Annotated in this window: 15 protein-coding genes and 2 pseudogenes; 10 read left to right on the top strand and 7 right to left on the bottom strand. The window is 59.6% G+C overall.

The window, feature by feature from the left end:
- Positions 1-69: 69 nt before the first annotated feature.
- Together B0G77_RS39480 and B0G77_RS43690 are read left to right on the top strand one after the other, a co-directional pair.
- Positions 70-1,164, top strand: coding sequence for a hypothetical protein (locus B0G77_RS39480; RefSeq protein ID WP_133667292.1), 1,095 nt, complete (start codon positions 70-72; stop codon positions 1,162-1,164).
- A gap of 408 nt (positions 1,165-1,572) precedes the next feature.
- Positions 1,573-2,037, top strand: coding sequence for a hypothetical protein (locus B0G77_RS43690; RefSeq protein ID WP_166656382.1), 465 nt, complete (start codon positions 1,573-1,575; stop codon positions 2,035-2,037).
- Positions 2,038-2,642: 605 nt separating this feature from the next.
- Here B0G77_RS43690 and B0G77_RS39490 read toward each other — a convergent pair.
- Positions 2,643-2,894: a hypothetical protein gene (locus B0G77_RS39490; protein WP_133667293.1), complete on the bottom strand. Its 252-nt coding sequence runs from the start codon at positions 2,892-2,894 to the stop codon at positions 2,643-2,645.
- Positions 2,895-3,156: 262 nt separating this feature from the next.
- Between B0G77_RS39490 and B0G77_RS39495 the strand changes: the two genes are divergently transcribed.
- Positions 3,157-4,173: a site-specific integrase gene (locus B0G77_RS39495; RefSeq protein WP_243751513.1), complete on the top strand. Its 1,017-nt coding sequence runs from the start codon at positions 3,157-3,159 to the stop codon at positions 4,171-4,173.
- Here the strand turns inward: B0G77_RS39495 and B0G77_RS39500 are convergent.
- From B0G77_RS39500 to B0G77_RS39510, 3 genes and pseudogenes are all read right to left on the bottom strand, one after another.
- Positions 4,156-4,986, bottom strand: a pseudogene (locus B0G77_RS39500) (site-specific integrase); the annotation flags it as partial. The gene B0G77_RS39495 and the pseudogene B0G77_RS39500 overlap by 18 nt on opposite strands.
- On the bottom strand, positions 4,983-5,927 hold the full coding sequence (locus B0G77_RS45655) for a tyrosine-type recombinase/integrase (RefSeq protein WP_133667295.1): 945 nt from the start codon (positions 5,925-5,927) through the stop codon (positions 4,983-4,985). The pseudogene B0G77_RS39500 and the gene B0G77_RS45655, both read right to left, overlap by 4 nt.
- On the bottom strand, positions 5,924-7,162 hold the full coding sequence (locus B0G77_RS39510; protein ID WP_133667296.1) for a site-specific integrase: 1,239 nt from the start codon (positions 7,160-7,162) through the stop codon (positions 5,924-5,926). Before B0G77_RS39510 ends, B0G77_RS45655 begins: the two co-directional genes overlap by 4 nt.
- A gap of 155 nt (positions 7,163-7,317) precedes the next feature.
- Between B0G77_RS39510 and B0G77_RS39515 the strand changes: the two are divergent.
- Both B0G77_RS39515 and B0G77_RS39520 read left to right on the top strand, forming a co-directional pair.
- Positions 7,318-7,482: pseudogene (locus B0G77_RS39515) on the top strand (tyrosine-type recombinase/integrase); the annotation flags it as partial.
- Positions 7,483-7,503: 21 nt separating this feature from the next.
- A complete protein-coding gene (locus B0G77_RS39520) occupies positions 7,504-8,670 on the top strand; it encodes an IS91 family transposase (RefSeq protein WP_133667297.1) in 1,167 nt (388 codons plus the stop codon).
- Between the two features lie 542 nt (positions 8,671-9,212).
- On the opposite strand, the gene B0G77_RS39525 is transcribed toward B0G77_RS39520, so the two are convergent.
- The 3 genes from B0G77_RS39525 to B0G77_RS39535 all read right to left on the bottom strand — a co-directional run bounded on the left by B0G77_RS39525 (position 9,213) and on the right by B0G77_RS39535 (position 14,245).
- Complete coding sequence (locus B0G77_RS39525) at positions 9,213-9,845, bottom strand: class I SAM-dependent methyltransferase (protein ID WP_133667298.1); 633 nt, start codon at positions 9,843-9,845, stop codon at positions 9,213-9,215.
- Between the two features lie 459 nt (positions 9,846-10,304).
- The gene (locus B0G77_RS39530) at positions 10,305-10,589 is read right to left on the bottom strand and encodes a DUF4242 domain-containing protein (protein WP_243750912.1); all 285 of its coding nucleotides are present in this window, start codon (positions 10,587-10,589) and stop codon (positions 10,305-10,307) included.
- 32 nt (positions 10,590-10,621) lie between these two features.
- Entirely contained in the window at positions 10,622-14,245 is a 3,624-nt protein-coding gene (locus B0G77_RS39535) for an adenylate/guanylate cyclase domain-containing protein (protein ID WP_133660753.1), read from the bottom strand.
- Between the two features lie 314 nt (positions 14,246-14,559).
- Between B0G77_RS39535 and B0G77_RS39540 the strand changes: the two genes are divergently transcribed.
- The 5 genes from B0G77_RS39540 (at position 14,560) to B0G77_RS39565 (ending at position 24,157) form a co-directional block, all read left to right on the top strand.
- Positions 14,560-15,951, top strand: a complete 1,392-nt coding sequence (locus tag B0G77_RS39540; protein ID WP_133660752.1) for an FAD-binding oxidoreductase — start codon at positions 14,560-14,562, stop codon at positions 15,949-15,951.
- Positions 15,952-17,139: 1,188 nt separating this feature from the next.
- Positions 17,140-17,964 (top strand): site-specific integrase, encoded by an 825-nt coding sequence (locus B0G77_RS39545; RefSeq protein ID WP_243751475.1) that lies wholly within the window; start codon positions 17,140-17,142, stop codon positions 17,962-17,964.
- 528 nt (positions 17,965-18,492) lie between these two features.
- Positions 18,493-18,948, top strand: coding sequence for a hypothetical protein (locus B0G77_RS39550; protein ID WP_133667300.1), 456 nt, complete (start codon positions 18,493-18,495; stop codon positions 18,946-18,948).
- 902 nt (positions 18,949-19,850) lie between these two features.
- The gene (locus B0G77_RS39560) at positions 19,851-21,581 is read left to right on the top strand and encodes a site-specific DNA-methyltransferase (RefSeq protein ID WP_208116590.1); all 1,731 of its coding nucleotides are present in this window, start codon (positions 19,851-19,853) and stop codon (positions 21,579-21,581) included.
- Positions 21,578-24,157 carry a DEAD/DEAH box helicase family protein gene (locus tag B0G77_RS39565; protein ID WP_133667302.1) on the top strand — a complete coding sequence of 860 codons (2,580 nt, stop codon included), beginning with the start codon at positions 21,578-21,580 and terminating at the stop codon, positions 24,155-24,157. The genes B0G77_RS39560 and B0G77_RS39565 overlap by 4 nt, the downstream gene beginning before the upstream one ends.
- Positions 24,158-24,198: the final 41 nt, after the last annotated feature.

The raw sequence follows: 24,198 nt of genomic DNA on the forward strand, positions 1-24,198 counted from the left end.
ATCTAGAACTATTCTAGATATGCAGACGCGCAAGCCTGTACCGCTGTGACGCCTTCGGGAGAACTCTAGATGCCGAACGTATATTTGTACCTCTCGACGGCCAAACTCGATCAATTGCTTGACCAGGAGTCGAGCTTCTTCACGAATATAACCGCCAAGATTGATTTTAAAATTCCCTTTGTGTCAGGTGGCCTATCGGGCACTACAAACACACGTAAAAACATCGCTAAAATGGGTCGATTGGAAGCTACTCTAAGGAAGAAATACTCGATACCAAACTTTGACGAGATACCAGCAGAAAGCTCGCCTGTCTTTATCTCCTTCAAAGGTCGTGCTGTACGCACTGTCCAAGACAAGGAATTTTGGTTAGCAGTTGACCACCCAAAGGTTGCATTACTATTAGCAGGCTCGGCGTCGTTTACATTGGGAGAGCAAATAAAGGACCCTGTGTCATTCTCAACGAGCGCAGATCCTGTCGGGGCTTTCGTAAAGGCTTTTAAAAAGTCCAGTAAGAAAGTCACTGACCCATCTGTTTCCTCCTCGCTTTCCTACGTTTGGATCTCTTTGCTGTCTGACGCAATACGATCGCATGCAAATTTGCCGAGTGTAGAGGGGATAGCTGTCTTTGCTACAACCTCAGAAGTGGAAGGAGGATTTAGCGAGGTGAGACGCCCCTATATAGAGAAGATAGTTGTTGGTACACCGTTGTATGTGCGCCAAACTGAATATCAACCGGAGCCCACAAGCGGTGTCGAGACTAGTCTGCTCGAGAGTCGAAAGAAGGTATTGGTGAGCGTTTTGTCGATCAGTAATCTTGAGCGAGGAGACAGGATCTGGGATAAAAAGGTCGACTCCCTTGCATACACGCTACACTGCCTTGGGTATAGGATATTGGATGGCAAGCACTGCAGTAGTTCGTTTTTTTTATCGGAATACAAGCGGACCGGTCGCTGGACCCGCGCGTTCGTGCTGTTCAGACCCGACAAGCGGGAAGTAGCGGAACAAGTTCGTTCGTTCATCGACGAGAACGAAGACTTCCCTAGCGAATTGATTTCACTTGAAGACGCCGTGAAGGAAAATGGGAAGAAGAATGAGAAGTGGAATGAAACTCTTATTGCTGACGACGTGGACGTTTCGGTAGCGATTTGTTTCGACAGAGAGTGACAAGCTTGCGTTTGTCTAGCCGACTGTTCAACCGGAGCGCCCAGGAACGTTGCTGTCATGTACCTGTCGCGCTTGGCCGACGACCCGACTGAGATGATCCGCGCACGAAGGTCCGTTGCCTGGGCGATGCCGACGTTCGAACGTCCGTGTGAAAGCGTGGGCCAACGTCCGGATATGGCCGGCTGCTGCCTCGTAAGCCTGCGTGTCGTCCAGTTGAAGCGTACTTCAGCCGGACGTCAGAGCCCGGCGGGGAACGCGTCAGATTAAGGGTATTTCCAATGTAAATTGACACCCTCGCTGCAAAGTCTCAGGACCAAATCTGACAGTTTCGCCGTTGACGTACGTAAACGTCCGAATCTTGACGGTACCCCGATTACGAAACGGCCGCCTTTGCCGATCGGCGCGGCTATGACGGCATCGGGCTATGACGGCATCGCCGTGGTGCGGGGGATGGTGGAGCGCGGCCGGCAGATCCTCGGCCAGCTCGAGAAGCGCCTAGAACGCGCCAAGGAGGCCGTGCGCGAGCGGTTCGGCACTGCCGACAACCGCTCGCGCTGCGTCTTCGCCATGAACCTCAACTACGACCCCGACGTCGTGCCCGAGATCGTCGAGGCCGACGCGATCTTGCGCGGCGACCATCAGAAGCTGGCTCCGTTCCGGTGCTATGCCCGCTTATGGCTCGAGCGCGACTACGACGCGGCGGCCGGCAAGGGCGAGGTCATCGTCCAGGGGGACTCAGCCGTAGCGGCGGATCGTTTCCTGCACGCCCGACAGACCTTTGCGCAGGTCATCGGCATTCATGACCGGCACGAGTTCGATCTTGGCGTTCAAACCAAAGAAGAGCCGCTCGGCGGTATCGGCAATCTGCGATGATTCCGCCATGTTCACGATGAAGAAGCCGCCCCGGTCGCCATTCTCGGCGTGGAAATAAGCGGCTTCGGGCTTCAGATCCTCGGTTAGCTGTTGGAAGACTTTTTCTAATTTGCCGGCGCGGATGGCGGAGTTGCCGGCATCAGCGGAAAACGAGAACTTCACCATAACACGCATGACTTACCTCCCTGACGGTTGCCGGGTCGCCCGGCGACGGGCACCCTCGGCGGATCATTCTGAGCCTAAGCTCACCCGCCCGCAACCTGGATCGGCGGCAACCCCAGGCGGGGGATTTCGATCGCGGGGCAGCGGTTCATCACCTAAACGGACTTTTCGTACGCTAAGCGCGCCACGCTGGGCGTCTCGAACGTCTCTGCGCGACCCTTCTCTGACGTTCGCCCATTCACGTCATCAACGGCAGCTTCCGAAGTGGAACGGTCGCTTGAGCGTCCGGCCGTTCGCGCGGACGACCGACCGGTGATGGCCGCCTTCTGCCTGTCGACGATCGGCTATAACATTTGTTCGCGGCACTGGTCTCCTTGGCATTGGTTGCGCAATATTTGAACGATTAGCGAAAAATCGCTACCGGACTCGTAGAACCAAAAAGCTTAGCCATCTTCTGCGATGCTCCGAACAGCACCAGCAGCGACAATACCTAAAAGTCCGAACGCCATTAGGAACGCACCAAGCTCCATCCGATCTGGTCCGTTTGCAGCAATCGGAAACAGTGTTTCGAGTAAACCCCAGTACAGGACTGTTCCGAGCACCGCAAGGACAGCCGATATCCTGATGATCGCATCACAATCTTTTATAACCGCCGCTCTCGTTTCCTTCTTGATCGACGGACGCTTGTGGTTCATGTCAATCCCCTCACGCGCTTAAGGGACAGCAAATTGAGTGCCTGACGTCGCCAGCATAGGCATATTGTCGGCAATCCGGGACGCAATGTCGAATGGCCGAAAATGGCCGCGACCTGCGACCGACCGTTCATGGCCGAAGAACGAAACCGCTCGCGCGGTAGGGGGCTCCGGCTAGCGCGTGCGGTTAATGAGCGGGCCGCCGCGCGGCTCCGTATGTTGGCGAATGAGGCAACCCGCCTCGTTCTCCAGCAGGAGCCCAATCATGACCTCTCCACAGGCAAACGCCAGTCCACTGCGCCAGCGCATGATCGACGACATGCGTATGCGCCAGCTTGCGCCGAAGACGCAGGACACATATCTGCACATCGTGCGCGAATTTGCCCGGTTTCTCGGGCACTCCCCTGACACGGCCACCGTCGAGGACCTGCGGCGCTACCAGCTGCATCTCGTCGATCACGGCACATCGCCCGTGTCACTGAACCACGCCATCACCGGCCTGAAGTTCTTCTTCGAAGTTACGCTTGACCGGCCCGACCTGATGGTCAGGATGCACCCTGTGCGCGTGCCCCGCACACTGCCCGTCGTACTCAGTCCCGATGAAGTGCGTCGCCTCATCGAGGCGGCCGGCAATCTCAAGCACCAGACCGCCCTGTCAGTCGCCTACGGCGCAGGACTGCGCGCAAGCGAAGTCGTGTCCCTGAAGGTCGGCGACATCGACAGCCAACGTATGACGCTGCGCATTGAGCAGGGCAAGGGCCGTCGGGACCGCTACGCCATGCTCTCGCCGGTGCTGCTCGAGCGCCTGCGCGTCTGGTGGCACGTAGCCCGGGCCCAGGGCAGGATGCTTGATGGTGGGTGGCTCTTTCCCGGGCTCGATCCCGTCGACCCGCTGAGCACGCGACAGTTGAACCGCGCCATCCATGCCGCTGCGGAGGCCGCACACATCGACAAGCGCGTATCCATGCATACCTTGAGGCACTATGTACCCTTCCGGATTATGTCGGGTGACACAATTGAACTTCGACGATCGACCGAAGATTGCGGGGTCGTCAAGCAGATCGCTCAAGCGATCACCCGACATAATTTGGAGAGTTTAAAGACTGTTCAGGAAGCCGAGGAGTTCGTCTGTCGGCTTGAAGCGTCCTGGCGTGCCGCGTCGCGGAGTTGCTTTCCCAAGGGCCTGTTCCTTCATCGCAAGGGTCGCTTCGACATAGATCTCCGTGGTTTCCACCGATTCATGCCCGAGCCACAACGCGATGACCGAGCGACGAACGCCTGATTGCAGAAGGTCCATGGCCATGGTGTGTCTCAAACAGTGGACAGTGACCCGCTTCTGCTTCAATGACGGGCAAACTTCACACGCGGTTTTGCTGTGCTTGTTTAGCAGGTACTGCACACCATGGACACTGAGGCGTTCACCCCGCTCGCTGGGAAAAAGTACTGCGCCATCGCCGCGTTGTGGTTCTCGCAGCCACGCTTTCAGTACGGCGCGGGTGGATCTCGCGATGGGTGTACAGCGCTCTTTCCGACCCTTTCCGATTACCCTCACGTGTGCGCCGGTGCCAAGCACCACATCCTCGCGATTGAGTCCCGTCATCTCCGACAGGCGCAGACCGGTCTGTACCGCGACCAATAGAAAGGCGTGGTCGCGCCGGCCAGACCACGTGCCTTGATCAGGCGCGGCAAGCAAGGCGTCGACTTCTGGATGCGTCAGAAAGTGAATCAGCGTACGGGTGAAGCGCTTGCTGGGGATGGCAAGCACCCGTTGGATCTGGGCGGCATGGTCTGGTGCTTCGTAAGCGGCGTAGCGAAAGAAGGAGTGAATCGCCGCGAGGCGCAAATTTCTGGTGCGAACACTAACGCCCTGGTTCTTCTCAATTTCGTCCAGGAACGCGACGATCAGAGGAGTATCGATGTCTTCGAGGTTTAGCTGCGACGGTGACTTATGCAGGCGCTGCTGCACGAACTTAAGGAATTGACGATAGGAATCGCGATAGGCACCGATGGTGTGAGGACTCGCCTGACGCTCTTGCATCAGGCGCTGCGTGAAGAACCGCTCCAGTAACGGAGCAAAGGTGGCAGCTTTATTCATGGCCGGTCCTCCCAGAGTTGTTCGAGCCGGCGCATCGCCTCGCGCATCAGTTCAGGCGAGCCGTTCAGATACCACTGGGTATCCGCGACGTGAGCATGGCCGAGGTAGGCTGACAGGATGGGCAGACGGCGCTCCGGGTCATCTCCAGACTTGTACCAGCGCACAAGTGCGTTCGTCGCGAAAACGTGTCTCATGTCGTGCAGACGCGGCCCGCGACTGTCGGATGCCCCGCGCAAACCAATCTGTCGCGACAATGAATAGAAAGTGCGATGAATCTCACCGACATCCATCCTGTTACCCCAACTGGAAACAAAGAGATAGGGGGATACCGGTCGACCCGCCCAGTGATGCTCACGCCGCGTGATGTAGTCCGCGAGCACCTTGCATGTGGAGGCATGCAAAGGAATGAGTCTGGTCTTTCCGAGCTTCGCGCCTCGGATCGTCAATATCGCCTCCGTCAGATCCACATCCTGAAGCTCGAGATTGCGCACTTCACCCAGGCGCATGCCCGTCACGCTCAACAGCCCGAACAGGCAATGATAGGTCCATGGCAGCAGTGCACCCCGTTCATAGTGGTATGGCATCTGCAGCGCCGCCTGTAGCAGGCTACGGATCTCGGCGGCCGAGTATAGGTACGGTCGAGCCCGCTTCGGTCGAAATGGCAATAATCCCGGTGCTGGTATTTCCGTGCGGGGATCGGTAGCACTGCGATATCGCGCGAACCCACGCAACCAGCTCATTCGTTGCGCCCAGCGGTCGGGCTGGACATTTGCGGGTTGCCGAGCCCAGGCGAGCGCCAACGTCTGCGTAATGTAAGAAGCTCGATGCTCTTCCATGAACGCGACGAAATCTGGTAGCGCCGTGCTCTCCTCCCTCAATTTGAATCCCAGGCTACGCCTCAGATCGAGGTAATCCTGAACAGCCTGCCGAAGCGCGTTCATCGTACACCTCCGGGCCAGGGCAACGCGAGTTCACGCAACGCTTTGATGTCGACCCGAGTGTAGATCATCGTGCTCTGTGGGTGACGATGACCCAACACCTCGCCAATCTCGCTGAGCGAAGCTCCATGGTTCAGCATCTGGGTAGCCAGTCCGTGGCGGAACTGATGGGCACCCGTTGTGGGCGCGTCGATGCCGGCGCGCTTAAGTGCACGCCGAACGACGCAGCCGAGACCACTTGGCCCACGAAAGCCGGTGATGTGCGCGCGTGCACGTAAAAATACGCGGCGACTGGCGCTCTTCGGCCGCCCATGTTGCAAGTAGGCGGCGATGGCTTTGCCGACGTCCGTGGGTAAGGGTAGCTCGATGCGTTGTCCACCCTTGGTGCGCACGCTCAGTTGACCTGCGTCCCAGTCGATATCATCGAGCTCGAGGAAGACCACCTCACTGGAGCGCAACCCCAGTCGCGCGAGCAACAGCAGGATCGCGTAGTCGCGACGACCGACTGCAGTCCGTCGATCGATGCTAGCCAGCAACTTCCGTGTCTGGTCTGCTGAGATTCCCCGGGGAATTGACGGCATCGACCAGTTGGCGACCACGGGAACGGCGGCAGCGAGGTCCAGCGTAATGTCGCCGCGATAGCGCAAATAGCGCAGAAAGGATCGCAGGGCAGTGGTCATAAGCTTCGCCTGTTTTAAATGCAGTCGTGGCGCCTGAACCTGCACAAAGTGCACGACATCGGCCGCACGTAGTTTCGATAGCATGACCTTCCCGTCGCCGAAACGATGTTTGAGAAACTCGCGGGCGAACGGCACGTAGTGAATGATCGTGGCTCTGGCGAGAGCTTGAATATTGCGCAAGTACTCCTCGTACTCCTGTACACACCCCTCAGCTGGCGAAATCCGAATTGTTGCCATCTGCTCAGGCGGAACCACGCCTTCGCCACGAAGAAAATCAATAAGCTGTCTGAGCGCTGCCCGATCATCGTTGCGAGGCTGGAAATGCAGGGCACGATAGCGTAAATATCGTGTTGCGTGATCGAAGCCGATGTCCCGTACTTCGACACCTCTCTGTTTAAGCCATCGACTGAAACATGCGGCGATCCGGACCTTCCGCTTCAGGGACCATACGTTGTAACCCTGCGCGCTGATGGCCTTGGCAAAGGATGATAAATGGGCTGCGAGTGGACCTTCAGGTTCTCGCGAGAGAACGACCTGATCATGAATGATGTGCTTCACGACGAACTCCTTCCCCGACCTGGGGAGCGGGTGGAAGGAGCCTAGATTATCTCTATCCGGCGTTGCGCATTTGCCCGGGAATACGCGCTATCACGCGACTACAAGACATAATCCGGAAGGGTACATAGTGACGCTTATCTACCCAGCGATATAAGCGGCACAGTTTTGCGACACACCTGCTCGAACAGAAGGTGGACATCCGCGTGATCCAGGTGCTGCTCGGCCACGCGAAGCTGGAGAACACCGCGCTCTACGTTCAGGTGGCCACCGACCTGCTGCACGAGGTCACCAGTCCGCTGGACCGCCTGCCCCCCGAGTAAGCCCGCGCCCTGTAGCGCCTCATGCTGGAGGTTGCGGACATCTTCCGCAGTCACGGGCCAGCGTGGCGAGCAACGGCACACCTGAGCCTGGGGCAGCTGAAGGTCATGTCAGCCATCGAACAGTGCCGCACCGCGGCGCTGGGTGGGCATGTGCTGCGCTGTTCCGGCTGCGACCACATTGAGGTCGCGTACAACTCCTGCCGCAACCGGCACTGCATGAAGTGCCAGGCCAGTGCCGCACGCCGCTGGCTCGAGGCGCGCCAGGCCGACCTGCTGCCCGTCGAGTATTACCACGTGGTCTTCACGTTGCCCGCGCCAATCAGTGCGATCGCCTGGTACAACAAGGCGGTAATCTACGGGCTCCTGTTCGACATCGCCGCCGAAACCCTGCGTACCATCGCCGCAGATCCGCGACACCTGGGCGCACAGATCGGCGCCACCCTGGTGCTGCACACCTGGGGCTCAGCGCTCACGCATCATCCACACGTGCACGGTATCGTTCCCGGCGGTGGCCTGTCGCCCGATGGTGAGCGGTGGATCGCCTGCCGCCCCGGCTTCTTCCTGCCGGTGCGTGTGCTCTCGCGCCTGTTCCGCAGGCGCTTCCTCGAAGCACTCGCAGACGCACATCGACGCGGCCAGCTGCAGTTCTTCGGCGAGTACACGGGGCTTGCCAATGCGGCTGCCTTTGCGCGATGGCTTGCGCCGCTGCGCACCTGCGAGTGGGTGGTCTACGCCAAGCGTCCCTTTGCAGGACCGCAAGCGGTACTCGAGTACCTCTCACGCTATACGCACCGCGTCGCGATCTCCAATCAGCGCCTGGTCGCATTCGATGAACGCGGCGTCACCTTCCGCTGGAAGGACTACCGTGCAACGGGACGCACCCGCTACAAGACCATGACGCTCGAAGCCGGCGAGTTCATGCGCCGCTTTCTGCTGCATGTGCTGCCCAGCGGCTTCCATCGCATCCGTCACTACGGCCTGCTCGCCAACCCCGTGCGTCGCGCCAGCCTCGCCAAGGTGCGCGAGTTGCTGCACGTCATGCCCGAGCTCGCCATCCAGCCCGATCCGGAGGTTGCCGTCGCTCCGGTCTTCGTCTGCCGGCACTGCGGTGCGCCAATGATCGTCATTGAGATACTGGAACGCACGGCGCCCATTCGCGCACCACCCATGCCACGAGGCGAGACATGAGCGTAACGCTTCCTGCACCTTCAACCCGACCGTCGGCTTTGCGGCAACGCGGCCCACGAGCGGACGTCTGCGCCTGTCGCCTCGCGCAGTCCCTCGCACGTCCGCCTTGCCGCCACAACTGCGCCACTGCACCGCTTCATCACTGCGTCAGCGCGCATCCAGCATCCCACCGCACCACGCATCCATCAACATTGCTGGCCATTCCGGCCTATCAATCGCCATAGCATCCAGGACTCCGACCGTATCGGAGCACTCCGCGGTTTCCTCCATCGAGGCTCGTTCGACGCCTGCCAGCGACGCACGGTGGCGCACTCACATTCCTGCGGGCGATGGCAGGCATCGACCAACCCTAAACGCACTCTGCCTGTCGCGGCCGACGACAGGCGTCCCCGCTTCTGCCGATTGTGCGAGATCCACGACTGGCCGTTTCTCTGCGCGATGGACACTGTTGAAAATCGGCTGTTTTGCGCTGCATCAAAGCGGCTTGAACGCAAGCATCTTCCAAGCCCAACGCGGGCATACGGTGACAGCCCCCTGGCGTTTCAGGCAACCGGCTTGCGCCACACGCTGGCTAGCCACGGCTGCCGCTCACGCGGCAAGCCGGCGGGCCGGTAATAGTGCTCAATTTCGACGAAGCCCGCGTCCGCCATATATCGGCGCCATGCTTCGAGATCATGGAAGACGCCGTAGCGGCCGTGGCTCCAGCCTTCCTGATTCGTGCCGCGCGGGTTGGAGCTGAACAGCACGCCGCCGAGCTTCAGTGTCGCGTGCAATTGCCGCAACACGCGCGGCAACGCCTGACTCGGGACATGGAACAGCGCGGCGTTGGCGAAAATGCCGTCAAAGTGCGCGGCCGGCAAATCGAGATGCAGGAAATCCTGCTGCCAGACGTCGCAGCCAGTCGCGTCACGCGCCATTGCAACGAAGCGCTCGGCGCCATCGAGGCCGACCGCGCAATGGCCGAGTGTAGTGAAGGCCTTGAGATCTCGCCCCGGCCCGCAGCCGAAATCCAGGATCGTAAGAGGCGGCTCGACTTCGATATGGTGCAGCAGCGCCGCGATGTTCTGCGTGACGTCGTGGTCGTACGTGCCGCTGCGGAAATCTTCCGCGTGCGCGTCGTAGTGCTGCAACGTGACGGCACTGATTTTATCGAGGTCGCGGGGGTCGAGTACCATGCGGGAAGTATATCTCGGGGCATTTCCCGCACGACTACGTCGTACTTCCGGTGTCATCGGTCGTGGTCGGTTGCGTGCCGAACAGGATGAACAACGCGATTCCGTGTGCGCAACTGATTCCTCTTGGGTTTCCGAGGAAAGCGCACGGTATCAGGCGAACGGCTGGAGATGGCCGTACCTTGCCGATCGTCGTGCGATCGACCCGTGCGTGCCACGAGCGGCAGCACGCGACCCACATCAGCCCTTCGGGCCGGCGGGACATAAATGGCGGCTTCCGGAGTGCTTCGGACATCCGTCTTCGCACAGGCCGCTGCCGCACTTCGGCCATAGCGGCCGTTCGTGTGGGCGTGGCGATACGTTGTCGCGAACGGCCGCAATGGAGAAAGTCGAACACCTCCACGCGACCTTTTTCGGTCACCGGTTCGTGCGACACTTCAGCGGCAGCTTCTGCTCAGTACTCTAGTTGAACATTTCCGGCCGTAAGTCGCTCACCTCGATGATCACATCGGCCGGCAGGTTCGCCCGGCGTGCGGCGGCGCGGATGGCTTCGGCGTTGGGCGCCTCATACAGACAATAAGTCTTCTTCTTGTCCGCGCTGAGAAACGAAAAGAGCCACTCGACACCCTCCTCGTCGTTGATCTGCTTCACGGCTTCCGCACTTTCGCCGGTGAGCTCGAGCTGTTCTGCGAAGTTTCGTTCAATCATAAAACGTGGCATGGGATTCTCCTTGAGTAGCGGCTGCATCGTTGCACTTCGAACCGCGCGATAGTCGTCTGCTAATTTCTGAGCCCTGTGCTTGCCTGAGCGCCACCGATGCGTTCGACGAGAGCGAACATCTTCAGTTCTTTGGCTGCTGCAGCCGCCGTGGCGAGCAGGTCTTGCGCTCGTGCTCTGTCTTCGACGCGATTGCGCGCTGACAGCATGAGCGCGAATTCGTGCCGGCCATGTGCAAGCCAGGGCCACGCTCGCAAGCGCTCGTCCATGCGCAGCGCGTATTCGAAATGCTCTTCGGCGGCGGACCAATCTCCCAGAGCATTGGCGAGCATGCCGAGATACCGGGCCGCAGATCCGCAGCACAGCGTGAAAACAGGAACGGTGACGACCTGATCCCGGAACGGCAGGAGAAGGGCATAAACCCGGTTGGCATGCTCGACGTCCCGGAGCCGTGCAGCAACCTCCGCCAGATACGTCAACGTGACAAGCCGCTTGCTGTCCACGGGAATGCTGGATTCCGATTCCGCAAGGCGATCGAGACTGTCGCGGGCCTGCGCTTCGAAGCCGAGATCGCTGCAGATCAGCATGAGTCCGGGCCGCCACGTAGAGTCCTCGGAATGCTCGTCGACGAACCGCTTGAAGAGCGGCGCTACTTCGGCGAGCCGACCTTGTTCGCGGCGTATCGTGAACATCTGCATGCCATAGACGCCCGATGCTAGTGTCGCGTCGACGGTCTGCGCCATCTGCAACGATTCTCGCGCCTTGTGCTCCGCCACGGCGAAGTCCCCGACGAGTATGGCCCGCATCGCCTGCGCACCCGTCACACACCACTTGTCGACGAAGTGCTGCCCACTGGCGGCAATCTGCCGATACCTTTCCAGCGCGCTCTCGAAGCGCTCCACGTCGCCGATCTCCAGGTAACCGGCGAGACATCGAGCGCATGCGTGACCTATGGTGTGTGCGTCACCGAGAGCTTCTGCAATCTGCCTCAACTCCTGCAACGCGCTTTCACGCTCCGCAAACTTGTCCGCAGGCAAAGGGCGAGCTCCGATATGCATCATGTCGCACACCAATGCGTCGAACAGGCTCGGCAAGTCGTTCAGGCGTCTCGCCAGAGCGACAGCCTCCAAAACCAGTTCGTCAGCTTGTCCACGTGCACCGGTCATGTGAGCGGTGCGGACCAGGCGACTCAACAGGCGACAGCGCTCGACCGACTCGTCGGTGCCGATCAAGGCGAGCGCCTCCTCGAGCAAGGAAAGCGATGCTTTGCCGGAGCCTTCGAGGAACGTCTCGGCAGTGTCGAACCCCAACGCCGCCTGCACAAGAAACGACGGGAGCGCTTGCTCGCGGGCAATGTGCGCCGCCTGCCGGTAGGTCGCTATCGCCTCGCGGCGGCCCAACCTGAGCTCCGCTCCGCCTCTTGTCAGCAGCAGAGGCACCAGGTGGGCGGCCCGATCCTGATCACTGTAAGAACATCGGTTCATCAGTTCAAGCCCACGCTGCGTATGAGCGATAGCCTCCTCGTAGGCCGCGCCCGAAAGCGCCCGTTCTCCGGCACGCTGCCAGTAGCCGATTGCACGATCCGGCAGGTCGGCCGCAGTGAAGTTCTGGGCGATCAGTTCGGGTTGCCGCTCCGCGACTTCCGGAAAATGGTCCTCTAGAGCAGTGGCGATCAGCGCATGGTATTGACGGCGGCGCGCAAGCAGCAGGGATTGGTACGCGATCTCCTGGATCAGCGCGTGCCGAAACAGATACGCGTCTCCCTCCGCGGGCGTACCCGAAGCAGGAACGATGATTTCGGCTGTAATCAGGCTGTCGAGCGTTTCCTGCAGTTCGTTCTCTGACCTGGACGCAATCAGGCCAAGCAACCTCCGGCCGAACTCCCGCCCCACTGTGGCCGCAATCTGGGCGGTTTCCTTGACGGTTGGCTCCAGCCGGTCGAGCTGCGATAGCAGCGAGCCCTGCAGCGTGTCCGGAATCGCAATTGTCTGCGGCGCTCCTTTCAACTCGTAGCTGATGCCGGCATCCTGCAACAAATCGCCCTGAAGGACGGTCTTCGTAAGCTCCTCGACGAAAAGCGGCACGCCGTCCGTTTTGGAGACGATCTGATCGAGTATGAGACGCGGAAGCCGCTTTCCATCGGTCAGCCGTTCGATCATCGCGATGCAATCGCGGCGCGAGAGCCGATCGAGGTTGACCTGTACGAGATGGGGGTAAGTCCATCCCGGTTCGAACTCGGGCCGCGCCGTGAGCAGTACCAGCAGCGGGGCGGCCACCAGCCGCTCGAGGACGAGCCGAACGAACTCGAGGGATGACGGATCGATCCAGTGAGCGTCCTCGACGACCACGAGCACCGGCTGAACGCGCGTCGACTTTTCGATGATGGCGACGAGCACGTCCAGCGTCCGGCGTTTGAAGGAAGGCGATGAGGCATCGATTGCCGGATGGCGCGCGCCGGCCGGAATTCCGAGCAAGGTCGTAAGCACGAGAAGCGTCTCGTCGACATCTACTCCGAGCCTTGCGAATTCGGCCTCCAGCCGTTCCAGATCCGAAGCGTCGGGCGCGTAGGGACCGAGGCCAAAGGCGCGCTGTAGCCAGCGTAGTACCGGCCAAAAAGGGCTGTTGTGGTAGTACGCGGAACAGTGGAGCGAAACGACCGCATGGGTGTCTTCACTGATGCTATCTCCGAATGCCCGCAACACGCGAGATTTTCCGATTCCCGGCTCACCGATCAACAGCACGCAGCGCATTTCGCCGTCGACGCTTTGCTTCCAGCGTTGCCGGACCATGTCGAGTTCCGCGGCCCGGCCGATGAGCGGTGTCACGCCGTGGACCGCCCTGATTTCGAAGCGGTCGACCGCATCCGTTTGCGCCAGCACGCGTTGGACCCGAACCGGACCGGAGACCCCTTTCAGTTCTTGCCAACCGAGGTCTTCGAGCAGGAACGATCCTTCGATCAGGCGTTTGGTGGCCGGGCCCACGACGATCGCGTCGGGCGGAGCGAGCGACTGCAGCCTTGCGGCGACGTTTGCCGCCTCTCCGACGATCGCCTGGTGATCCCGCGTAGATCCAGCGCCAATCGCGCCGGCGACGACAAGTCCCGTCTCGATCCCGATACGCACCTGCAGGCGTACGCCGTGCTCAACTTCGATGCGATCGTTGGCCTCGTGAAGCGCCGAAATGGTGGCGAGAGCGGAGAGTACCGCGCGCACGGCATCGTCTTCGTGCGCACTCGGGTAGCCAAAGTAAACGAGCAGTCCGTCACCGATATAAAGCGCGATGTGACCTTCATGAGCTTCGATCGCGCTTGCACAGACTTGATGGTAAATCCCTAGCAGGCGCCGCATGTCCTCGGGATCGAATCGTTCCGCGAGCGCTGTCGAATCGATCAGATCGATGAACATCACGGTAAGCTGCCGCCTCTCGGCCTCGACGGTTCCGGACGCAGGCGGCGCCGGTGCGTCTCCTCGTTCCTTCGCCCGTTCGAGCGATCGCGTGCAGCTTTCGGTCAGTGCCGCAAGCCCTTTCGCCAGCCGCTTGCGGTCGCCGAGCGTCAGGCCGAGCTCCTTCAAGTCGCCCTCGGAAAGGTCGCCGAGCACATCCCAGTCGATCCCTTGCAAGGCGAACTTCGCAGCGTGCTCACCGAGGCCAATCTGCACCAACCATGTCGTCAGATCGTCGCTCATTGCCAGATCTCTGGTGTACCGTCCAAGACTATGATCGGCGAGGTAATGCTACTTGTCCATGCGCCTTCGCGCCCATTCCAATGATTGCTTGATTAGGCGCCGGGCATGGCGGGCGCGTACGGCGGGATCGATTAAGTAATAGCAACGAACATTGCATATGGCGCCATTGCCATATCGTTCCCAAAGGCAGGGTTTACGTTCATTTGTGTTCAGACAACAACCTCGTTTACTACGTGGAAGCAAAAGCTTTCAAATGTATTTTTTCATACTTAATCATCGCTTGGAGTCGGTTCGTTCCCAGACGGAGGGATGTCGTGGCCAATGTCTCGAGTAAGGCAGTTGAGGAACTGACGGGTGCAATTCGCGGACAAGTGTTGCAGCCTGGCAATCCCGCATTCGACGAAGCGCGGCGTATCTGGAACGGCATGATCGACCGCCGCCCCGCGCTAATTGTCTTTTGTGCCGGAGTCGCGGACATTCGTCGCGCAGTGGCGTTTGCGCGCGATAACAATCTGCTGCTCGCGGTACGTGGCGGCGGCCACAACATCGCAGGCACTGCGATCTGCGACGACGGTCTGGTGATCGATCTGTCGCAGATGAAATCGGTGCGCATCGATCCCGCCGCACGCCGCGCCTATGTCGAACCCGGCAACACATTAGCTGATTTCGATCACGAGGCGCAGGCATTCGGCCTGGCGACACCGCTTGGCATCAATTCAACCACAGGGGTGTCGGGCTTGACGCTAGGTGGCGGCTTCGGCTGGCTCAGCCGCAAATACGGACTGTCAGTCGACAATCTTATCTCGGCGGACGTCATTACCGCTGACGGGGAGTTGCTGCACGCGAGCGCCGACGAGCACGAAGACCTGTTTTGGGCAATTCGCGGCGGTGGCGGCAATTTTGGCATCGTCACGATGTTCGAGTTCGAGTTGCATCCGGTCGGGCCAGAAGTTTTTGGCGGGCTCGTGGTACTGCCGTTCGAGCAGGCAAAAACCGCATTGACGAAATATCACGCAGCAGCGGGGGCCATGCCGGAGGAACTGACTGTCTGGAGCGTGTTGCGGCTCGCGCCGCCTCTGCCTTTCCTGCCACCGGAGATACACGGCAAGCCGGTCATCGTCTTTGCAATCTGCTACACCGGCGAGGTCGAAAATGGGCCGCGTGCGGTCGATGAAATCCGGCACTTCGGCACCGCGCTGGGCGAGCATGTTGGCCCAATGCCGTATGCGGCGTGGCAAAAAGCGTTCGATCCGCTGTTGACCTCCGGCGCACGCAATTACTGGAAATCGCACAATCTGGCTGAACTGCCGGACGGGCTGCTGGACCACCTGATCGATGCGATTGGCAAGTTGCCGTCGCCCGAATGCGAGATATTTTTCGGCCATATCGCTGGCGAGACCACGCGTATCGCGACCGATGCCACTGCCTACGCGAACCGCGACGCAAAATTTGTCATGAACGTGCACGGACGCTGGCGCGATGCGAGCGACGACGAGCGATGCATCGCATGGGCTCGAGCATTCTTCGAATCAACTGCGGCCTTTGCGCTGGGCAGCGTGTATGTAAATTTCATGACGCAGGATGAAACCGAGCGGGTCGGTGCAGCCTATGGCCCCAACTGGGAGCGGCTGGTGGCGATCAAGTCGCGTTACGATCCGCACAATTTCTTTTGTCAAAACCAGAACATCAAACCTACCGCTTCGTAACAGCCAGCACTGCGGTGCAGGGAAATTCTTATGTGGCTACGCGGATGTGCATCGCATCGCGCGGGGGCGGTAAAGCACCCCTCGATGGGCCATAGGACGTCGATTCATTAGGCAGCGCTTTTGGGCGGCCCCCCAAAGGGCGGGGAGCCGCAGTTCAACGTTATGGGTGATCGGGTGATGCCGGCCCGCAAACGGACGCTCACCAATCTCATCCGAGCGGCCGAAGGGGTCGAGAGCACTAGTTCGATTTGTTCGGAAGCAGTCATTGCGGCAGGGCCAATATCACGGTGCCGCGAACGGCAGGTATGGCCGATGAAGGAGCATTCGCATTTGATGATCGGGTGGCCGGTTACGGAGCGGAGCCGACGCGTGAACGTCCGACCGATGGCGCATGTGAACGTCGCTTTGTGGCCGGTTGCTGCCTTTCGCAGCATAGGTCAGTTCGCATCTCGAAACGAGGGGAGTGACGTGTCCTCGCGCTCTTCGTCCGAAGTGACATCTTTAATTCGCGTCCGACAAACCCATACCCAGCGGCGATCCGGGCGCCGCGGTTCAGCGAATAGACGTTTTTATTGTCGCAACGTTGACATCTTTAATGCGCTCTATGAGTGGTCCAGCCAGTTACGTCACCGCCCTTCCATGCGGTCTCGAACACCCTCAGGTCTTCGTCCTCACTAACCCCGGCGCCGACGAGGTCGCTGTAGGATTCGAGGTTGAATAGTTCGAGCTCGTCTTCGTGGACACCGGAGACTATCGATACGGCTGCGTGGAAGAGTCGCCTTCGTACCGGTCCATGACGTTCAGAAGTTCCCGGTGCGGGATGCGAAGCGCACGCAGGCCGAACTGTCCGTGATCGCGATGAAAAAGACGATCGACATCGACGCCTGGTATCTTCAGGGCACGGTCATCGCGAGCGTCGTGGGGCAAGTTCTAAGTGGCCTTGGCGCGTTTCTTGACGCAATGAAGTTGGCGTCCGTCAGGCGATGCCCCTCCTCTCTGCAGACTGGTTGGCGAAGCGTTAGCTTCGCCACTAGAATGGGAATCGCACACTTCAGTATATCTACTTTTATGAGCCAAGAACTCTGGATAGCGAACCCGGAAACTGCATACCTTCTTTGGCAACGGGCCGAGGCCACGGGCGCCGATCGCCGTGCGTTCGCTGAGCAGTCAATCGTCCAGCACTGTTCGATGTTCTCCCGATTCAACGAGTATCTGACTGCGCATCGAACGACGTTGGCCACGTTCGGTGCGGACCAGATCGATGGTTTCTTTTCGGATCTGGAGTACAACTGCCAACCCGGCACTACTACACGCCTGCGATATCTCAAATTGATCGATCGGCTCTCGCGGCATCTGGTCGCGCAGGAGATTCGCACCAACAACCCTGCTGCGCAACTCCTCACCAGTGAGCGCTGGCCAGAGGACGAGCCGACACCTGTCTACCTTTCGGGAGACGACGACGTGCGTGTCCAGACCGTCTGTGGTGTCCGGCAATTCGAATCATTCAAGGATCTGCGCAACACGGCCATCGTCGCCCTATTTCTCGGTTCGGGCGTCGCGGCAGCGGAACTTCAGCAACTGACTGTCGATGATCTCGACGTAACCAGCGCTCGCGTGAGTGTTATTGTGAAAAAACACGGGCCGCGCATCGCTCGCCGGGTGCCCGTTGACCTTTTTGCAGTCGACGTGATGCGAACGTATCACGGTGCGCGCGTGGAAATACCGTGTCCCACCAACTGGTTATTTGTCGCAACCGCAGGCGGGAAGCCGATGAAAGCGGACACGCTCGGATCGTGTGTGCGTGCGGCACTGCGGTCTGTGGGCACCGCGGCGGCAGACGAAAGTCCGCGACTGCTGCGAAATACATACGGCCGGAGGCATCTGAGCGAAGGAAAGAGCAACGAACAGGTGAGCGGACTGCTGGGCCTTTCCAGTCATAGGACCGCTACACGTTTGCGTCAGACGCTTTGGCAACCGGATCCCGCGCCCGGGTCTATCGAGCGCTCGGCCTAGCTGGGACGTCGTTAGGTTGAACGACGGTAGTGCCTTGATCTTGGTTCGCCTCGCAATCGTTACTTGTCGTTGCAGAGTCACGACGTGACGCCTTGCTGAGATTCTTCAGATGGCCTGCTGCAGCGATCCTTCTGGCAAGCCGCCTCCCCCTGTTTCCTGATTTTGGTTGCTCGCGCATGTTCGGGTGATTCCCGGTAGAGGTAAGGATCGGCGACCGCAAAGTACGGCCACACGGCGACCGCTAGGATAACGAGCGGATCGTCGTCAGCATGTCTACCTCTCGCAGGAGCACGGCGTAATGGACGATACCACCTGCCACCGGCGTTGGCGGAGGCATCGAAGCAATTTTTCGCCTTTTCCCCACTGCGCCGGTTGCCGAATCGGCCGTTGTTGCAGTGAGGGTGACGAGAGGGCCACTCACGCCTCGGCGAGACAGCACACATCCGCTCCCGCTTGACTTTGCGTAGGTGTCCGTATCGTGGGTCGTGCGCCGTACATTGGGTTCGGCGCGCACTCCGGAGGTCACGCATGGTCTATAAAGGCTCCTTTAAAGACATCATCGACCCTGCGGCAAGCCGCGAGCCGCGCTTTGCACGCTATCGGATAGTGCTCGCGGGGAATTCATCTTCCGTCCGCGCCGTTGTTCACCTTATCCACGGTGAGCCGTCGCAGCCGCAGCAACCCGACCTTACTGCCGTCCTCGACGTAGTACTGAATCGGATCGTTGATGACGATCTCGGCGGAATCAGATTGGATCGCATTCAACTCGTTGTGCAGACAGGGCCGGATTTCTTGGTATATCCAATCAGGTTCAATGCACTGGAATTCAGGCAGCCGGAGAGGGGCGTCCCGCAGTCGGGGCGAAACCGGGACGAGCCCTTTCATATTCGGTCGCACGACATCACGGGCGGCTCGGTCGCCTTCTATGTGGATCACGACAGTGCCAAACCCGTTGCGGCCAAAGTCGCGGCGTTGCTCAGATGACAGCGGTATTTCATCGATACGTGGTGGGCGTGTGGGAGTCGCTTTGGCCGAGCGAGCCGTATATGAAGCATCGCATCCTGGTCGACTTGAAGGTAAGGGCTGTGATCGCCGGCGAAGACCGCGCGCATCACTGCTGGACCGCCATGAGTGTCGAACATCTCGAATACATGCAGCAGATTCTGGACGAAACGTACTCTGATTTCTTGAGAGAGAGGCAATCCCGCTCTGGGCTGATGCCCGCATCGAGCAACGGCAGATTCCGTAGAGCACCCGCCGTTCGAATGGCGTCGCGGTGCGCTGGTCGAACGGCAGTAATTGGCCAACGTCGCTCCTATTGTAAATACAGGTATGCTTTAAACGACCGGCCGCTCTGGCGTTAGTGGTCGTCGTAGCACGACTCGCCAAGAGCCGAATGAGGAAGATTTGGCTCAAGCAAGGCGCGTGATAACCAAGAAAAGGGCGGCAGATCTCGCGAAGGGCGCCGACCGCGCTAGCGAGAGCAAACATCGTCGTGAGGTCCCCATCGTCCCACCCTCGGTTTTCTCACGTTTTCCGGCATGACCGCGTGGGGGTTTTCTCTGATTTGCGTGATCCATGCCACATGCGTCGCTATCCACGCCTGTGACAATCGTCCTGAATTCGCTATCGTCCCGGCGGTGTAATGCGTTATGCTGTACGGCTTTGAAGAGTATTCTTGTCGAAACCATGGACGCGATCGATAAACGAACCCCGGTTAGCTTTCGCCTGACTCTCAGGCACAAGCGCTGCCTTGAAATGGCTGCCCGGAATGACCAGCGTTCTCAGACAAACTTCGTCGAGAAGCTCATCAGCGACTACTGTGAACTGCACGGCATCAACCCAGACGCAGTAGGCGTCTCCAAAACTAGAAAGCCGAGGAAAGCTTGAGCGGCATCGACTACTCCGCCTTGACCAAAGAGCAACTCATCGAGGTGCTCAAGCGGCGCGACTCACAGGCCCACTACGGGCTGCACTGGGAGCGCCGGGCCATCGACCCAGATAAGGCGCTGAACCGGGACTTTGTTGGATTCGAGCTTGTTGCGGATCACTCCTGCGGCAATGGCCCGTGGGAAAATCTGGTCATCGAAGGCGACAACTACGACGCCTTGAGGCATCTGGCGACCACCCATGGAGGGCAGTTCCACCTCATTTACATTGATGTTCCGTACAACACCGGAAACAAGGATTTCGTCTATAACGACAGTTTCTTCGACTCCAGAGACCGCTACCGGCATAGCACCTGGCTCGAGTTCATCTATCAACGCTTGGCACTGGCCAGGGCTCTGCTGAGGGAAGATGGAGCCATCGTCGTCAGCATCGACGACAACGAACTGTTCAACCTTGGACTGCTTATGAACCAGGTATTCGGCGAGCGCAGCTTCGTGGCAAACTGCATCTGGCAAAAGCGCTACAGCCGTGAAAATCGAAGCGCCATCGGCGACAGCCACGAATACCTCCTGGTCTACTCCCCGAACCCCGACAAGTTCAAGCAGCGTCGTGGCCGCATTCCGTTGTCCGAAGAAAAGGCGAAGGTCTACAAGAATCCCGAAAACCCGAACGAAACCGACCCGACGAAGCGCTGGCAGTCAATCTCGATGACTGCCCAAGGTTATCGACCAAACCAGATGTACCCCATTGAAGCACCGAATGGTAAGGTCCACTATCCGCCAGAGGGGCGCTGTTGGTCAACTATCGAGTCGGAATACCTCAAGCTCAAGGCAAAAGGCAGAATAACCTTTGGCAAGGATGGAACAGGTGTTCCCCGTATGGTGCGATATCTCTCCGACGTCGAGGGACTTGTCCCGTGGACATGGTGGCCTCACGAAGAAGTAGGGCACACCGATGAAGCACGCAAGGAAATACAGGACATCTTTAGTACGCAGACGGCCTTTGACACGCCAAAGCCCACCCGGCTCATGGAGCGCGTCCTGGAAATTTGCGCGCCCGACAAAGATGCGCTCGTGCTGGATTTCTTCGCAGGCTCCGGTACGACAGCCCATGCGCTGCTGCGGATGAACAAGGCAGATGGCGGCCAAAGGCGGTTCGTGATGGTGTCCAGCCGCGAGGCGACGATCGAGAACCCGGACAAGAACCTGTGTCGCGACGTCTGCGCCGTGCGTCTGCGCAAAGTAATCGAGGGCTACACCTCGGAAAAGAGCGGCCCGGTTGAGCCGCTCGGGGGGGCGTTTGCCTACGTCAAGGCCGTTCCCGTGCCCATGCATCGCCTGGAGGAACAGCTCTCGGACGCGATGGTGTGGACCTTCGCACTTCAAGCCTGCGGGCACCCATGCAGCGTCGTGCAATCGGGGCTCTCCACGTCCCGCAAGGACAACCACCTCGTTGCATATTGCTCCAATACCAGGCCCTCAACCCTGTTTGCACTTCGCGCCGTTCTGGAACAGCACAAAGGCCCTGCCGTGGTGCTCAGTTGGGCTGTACAGGCAGTGCAGGAAACTCTTATCGGGGTCGATGCCAGCGCCAGCTATGTAGCCGTCCCGCAGGATTTGCAGCGCGCCTTCAGGCAGGGCAACGCACAGGGCCGAGAGTCTGAGTCTGCTGAAACGGAGGCCCGGGAAGAACAGTCAGTTGCTCAGCTTGAGGGAGAACCATCATGAGTCGAACCATTCCGATGCCGTTCCAGGACAGGCATGTCAATGTTATGGTCGACCGGTTCATGGTGTTAAAAGCGAGCTATGAGGCCTTGGGTCCGAGCCCTGACATGGCGGAACTCACCCGGCTTCGCCACGACGGTGCTTGCGTGCTGTTGCAGGCGCCTACCGGCATTGGCAAGACGTTGATGGCCTGCGAGTACATGGCGAAGGTCTCGCCGATGGACCGTGTACTTTGGTTCTGGTTCGCGCCTTTTACCGGCGTTCTCTCCCAGGCTAAGGGTTCCCTCAGGCGACAGGCTCCGAGCCTTGTGCAACTGGATATTGACGCCGACCGTGACGTCGGGAAGCTAACGCCTGGCGCCGTCTTCGTACTTAGCTGGCAGACGGTAGCAGCCCGATCGCGTGAATCTCGGGTGGTTCGACAGACTGGCGACGTCGGTTTGGCCGTCGATGACTTGATTGTCCAGGCACGGGACGCCGGCTTCCGCGTCGGTGTGGTCGTCGATGAGGCTCACCACGGGTTTGTTCGTGCCACGGAAGCCGCGCGCTTCTTCGCCGATGTGCTGGCACCAGACTACGTGTTGCTCATGACAGCGACACCACGAGACGCCGACGCAGCGAAGTTCGCCCAGCAGACGGGCTATCGCATCGGTGGCCCGGAGGAATGGGCTTCGGTGACTCGTGCAGAGGGCGTCGAAGCGCAGCTGCTCAAGAAGAGCGTGAAAGCCGCCCGGTTCATCGCGCAAAACCAGGACGATGCCCAGTTGCTGGCCTTCGAAGAAGTGGCGATGTCCGAGGCCGCCGCAATGCACCGGCTTATCAAGAAGTCCTTGGCTGAGGCTGGAGCTGGGCTGGTTCCCTTGATGTTGGTTCAGGTGCCCAACGGCGGTGAGATGCTTGAAAGGGCTAAGCGCTACCTAGTCAGCACACTGCGCTTCCCTGAAACCGCCGTGCGTAGTCACACTTCGGACGAACCGGATCCAAACCTGTCCGCGCTGGCAGATGACCCGCAGGTTGAGGTCATCCTTTTCAAGATGGCTATCGCAACGGGTTTCGACGCGCCTCGCGCCTTCACCCTCGCCGCGCTTCGCGGTGCACGCGACGCTAGTTTCGGTATCCAGGTGGTCGGGCGCATCATGCGAGTTCACCGGCTCCTTCAAGGCAGGATCGACGAGCTTCCGCCACTGCTGCATTATGGCTATGTATATCTCGCTAATGGTGAGGCGCAGGAAGGGTTGCTCAGCGCTGCTGCACAAATCAACCAGCTGCCCGGACAGCTAGCGGCTGCTTCGCCTGCCACTGTCGTGACTATCATGGGCGGTCAGTCGAGTGTGCAGGTTGTCAAGCCGGGAAAATCGTTCTCGCTTCTTCCAGATCGGCCGGTCTCGGATACGCCTGCGCATGCCGCCGATCCCGGGGGCTCTTCGACCTCCGGCCCTGCGGCGTCGCCCTTAGAAGAAGGAGCGCCAGCTCAATATATGGCGCCCGTTTACAGGGAGCAGGCGGCATTGTTCGACGTACTGGCCACCTCACCCGGCACCTCCCTTACCGAGGGTCACGAGACTCCTGTTGACCCGCTTCATCCCGGGTTGGTTCACGGATATGCGCAAACATCGTCCTTGGCGCAAGCCTTCCAGCTAGAAGCCCAGTCGCCCGGATTCAGCTATGGGCTTAAGCATTCAGCACCGCAGTCGTTCTTGACCGAAAAGCTTCCCGCTTTGCCTGAAGACTTCGAGCGACGCCTTGCGCAGCACATCGACTTTGCCCGTGTGCTCGGTGACCGCTTGAAAGTGCGTTCCAAGGTTAAGGAGCGCATGACTGATGTATTCACGGCAGGCGCCACGCCCGAGGACAAGGACGTCTGGGCAACAGTCTCACCAGCGGCCATAGCCCAGAGAGCCCGCCAGATTGCTTTCCAGTTCGAGGATGTCGACCGGCGTGAACTGCTCAAGGCGCTGCAGGAGCGATTCCGCGAGATTTTGCTTAACGAAGGACATAACCCGCCCGAGGATGAAGAGGAGTTGACCCAGCAACTGGAACTGGTGCTTGTTCGCAACGACAAACTCATCCGCGACGCTCACAAGCGGCTGAGGGCCGAACAAGTTGGCACAGCTACCGTACACTTGCCGGTATCGGTCTCCTCGACGGTGCCGCTGGAGCCAGCCGTCCGGAACGTCTACGGCATCTTCCCGGACGACCTGAGCCCTCAGGAGCGGCAATTTGCTGATCTGCTCGACACTTCGGAGCAAGTGCTGTGGTGGCACCGCAACCCTGTTAAAAAGCCCTTCTCGGTCGCTTTATACGGCTGGGCTGAAGGTGTTGGCTTCTTCCCAGATTTCGTCGTCGGCGTTGCCGAGCGTACTGAAGGAGGCGGGGTGGCACTGAGTGAAGTGAAAGGCCCACAGCTGCAGCAGTATGACAAGGCCAAGGCGGGGGCCCGCCACGTTACGTACGGCCGCGTTTATATGGTCGGTAAAACAGGAGCAGCCGGAAACTTCCGACTGTGGCGTCTCATCAGTGAGAGCCAGGCCCTTGTCGACGACGGACCTTTCGAGGTCCAGCGGATGCGGTACTCTTGAGAATTGGCGTCTATGATCGATCTTCCTACTCTACTACCAAG

It is taken from the genome of Paraburkholderia sp. BL10I2N1, from assembly GCF_004361815.1.
In the GTDB taxonomy this organism is placed as follows: domain Bacteria; phylum Pseudomonadota; class Gammaproteobacteria; order Burkholderiales; family Burkholderiaceae; genus Paraburkholderia.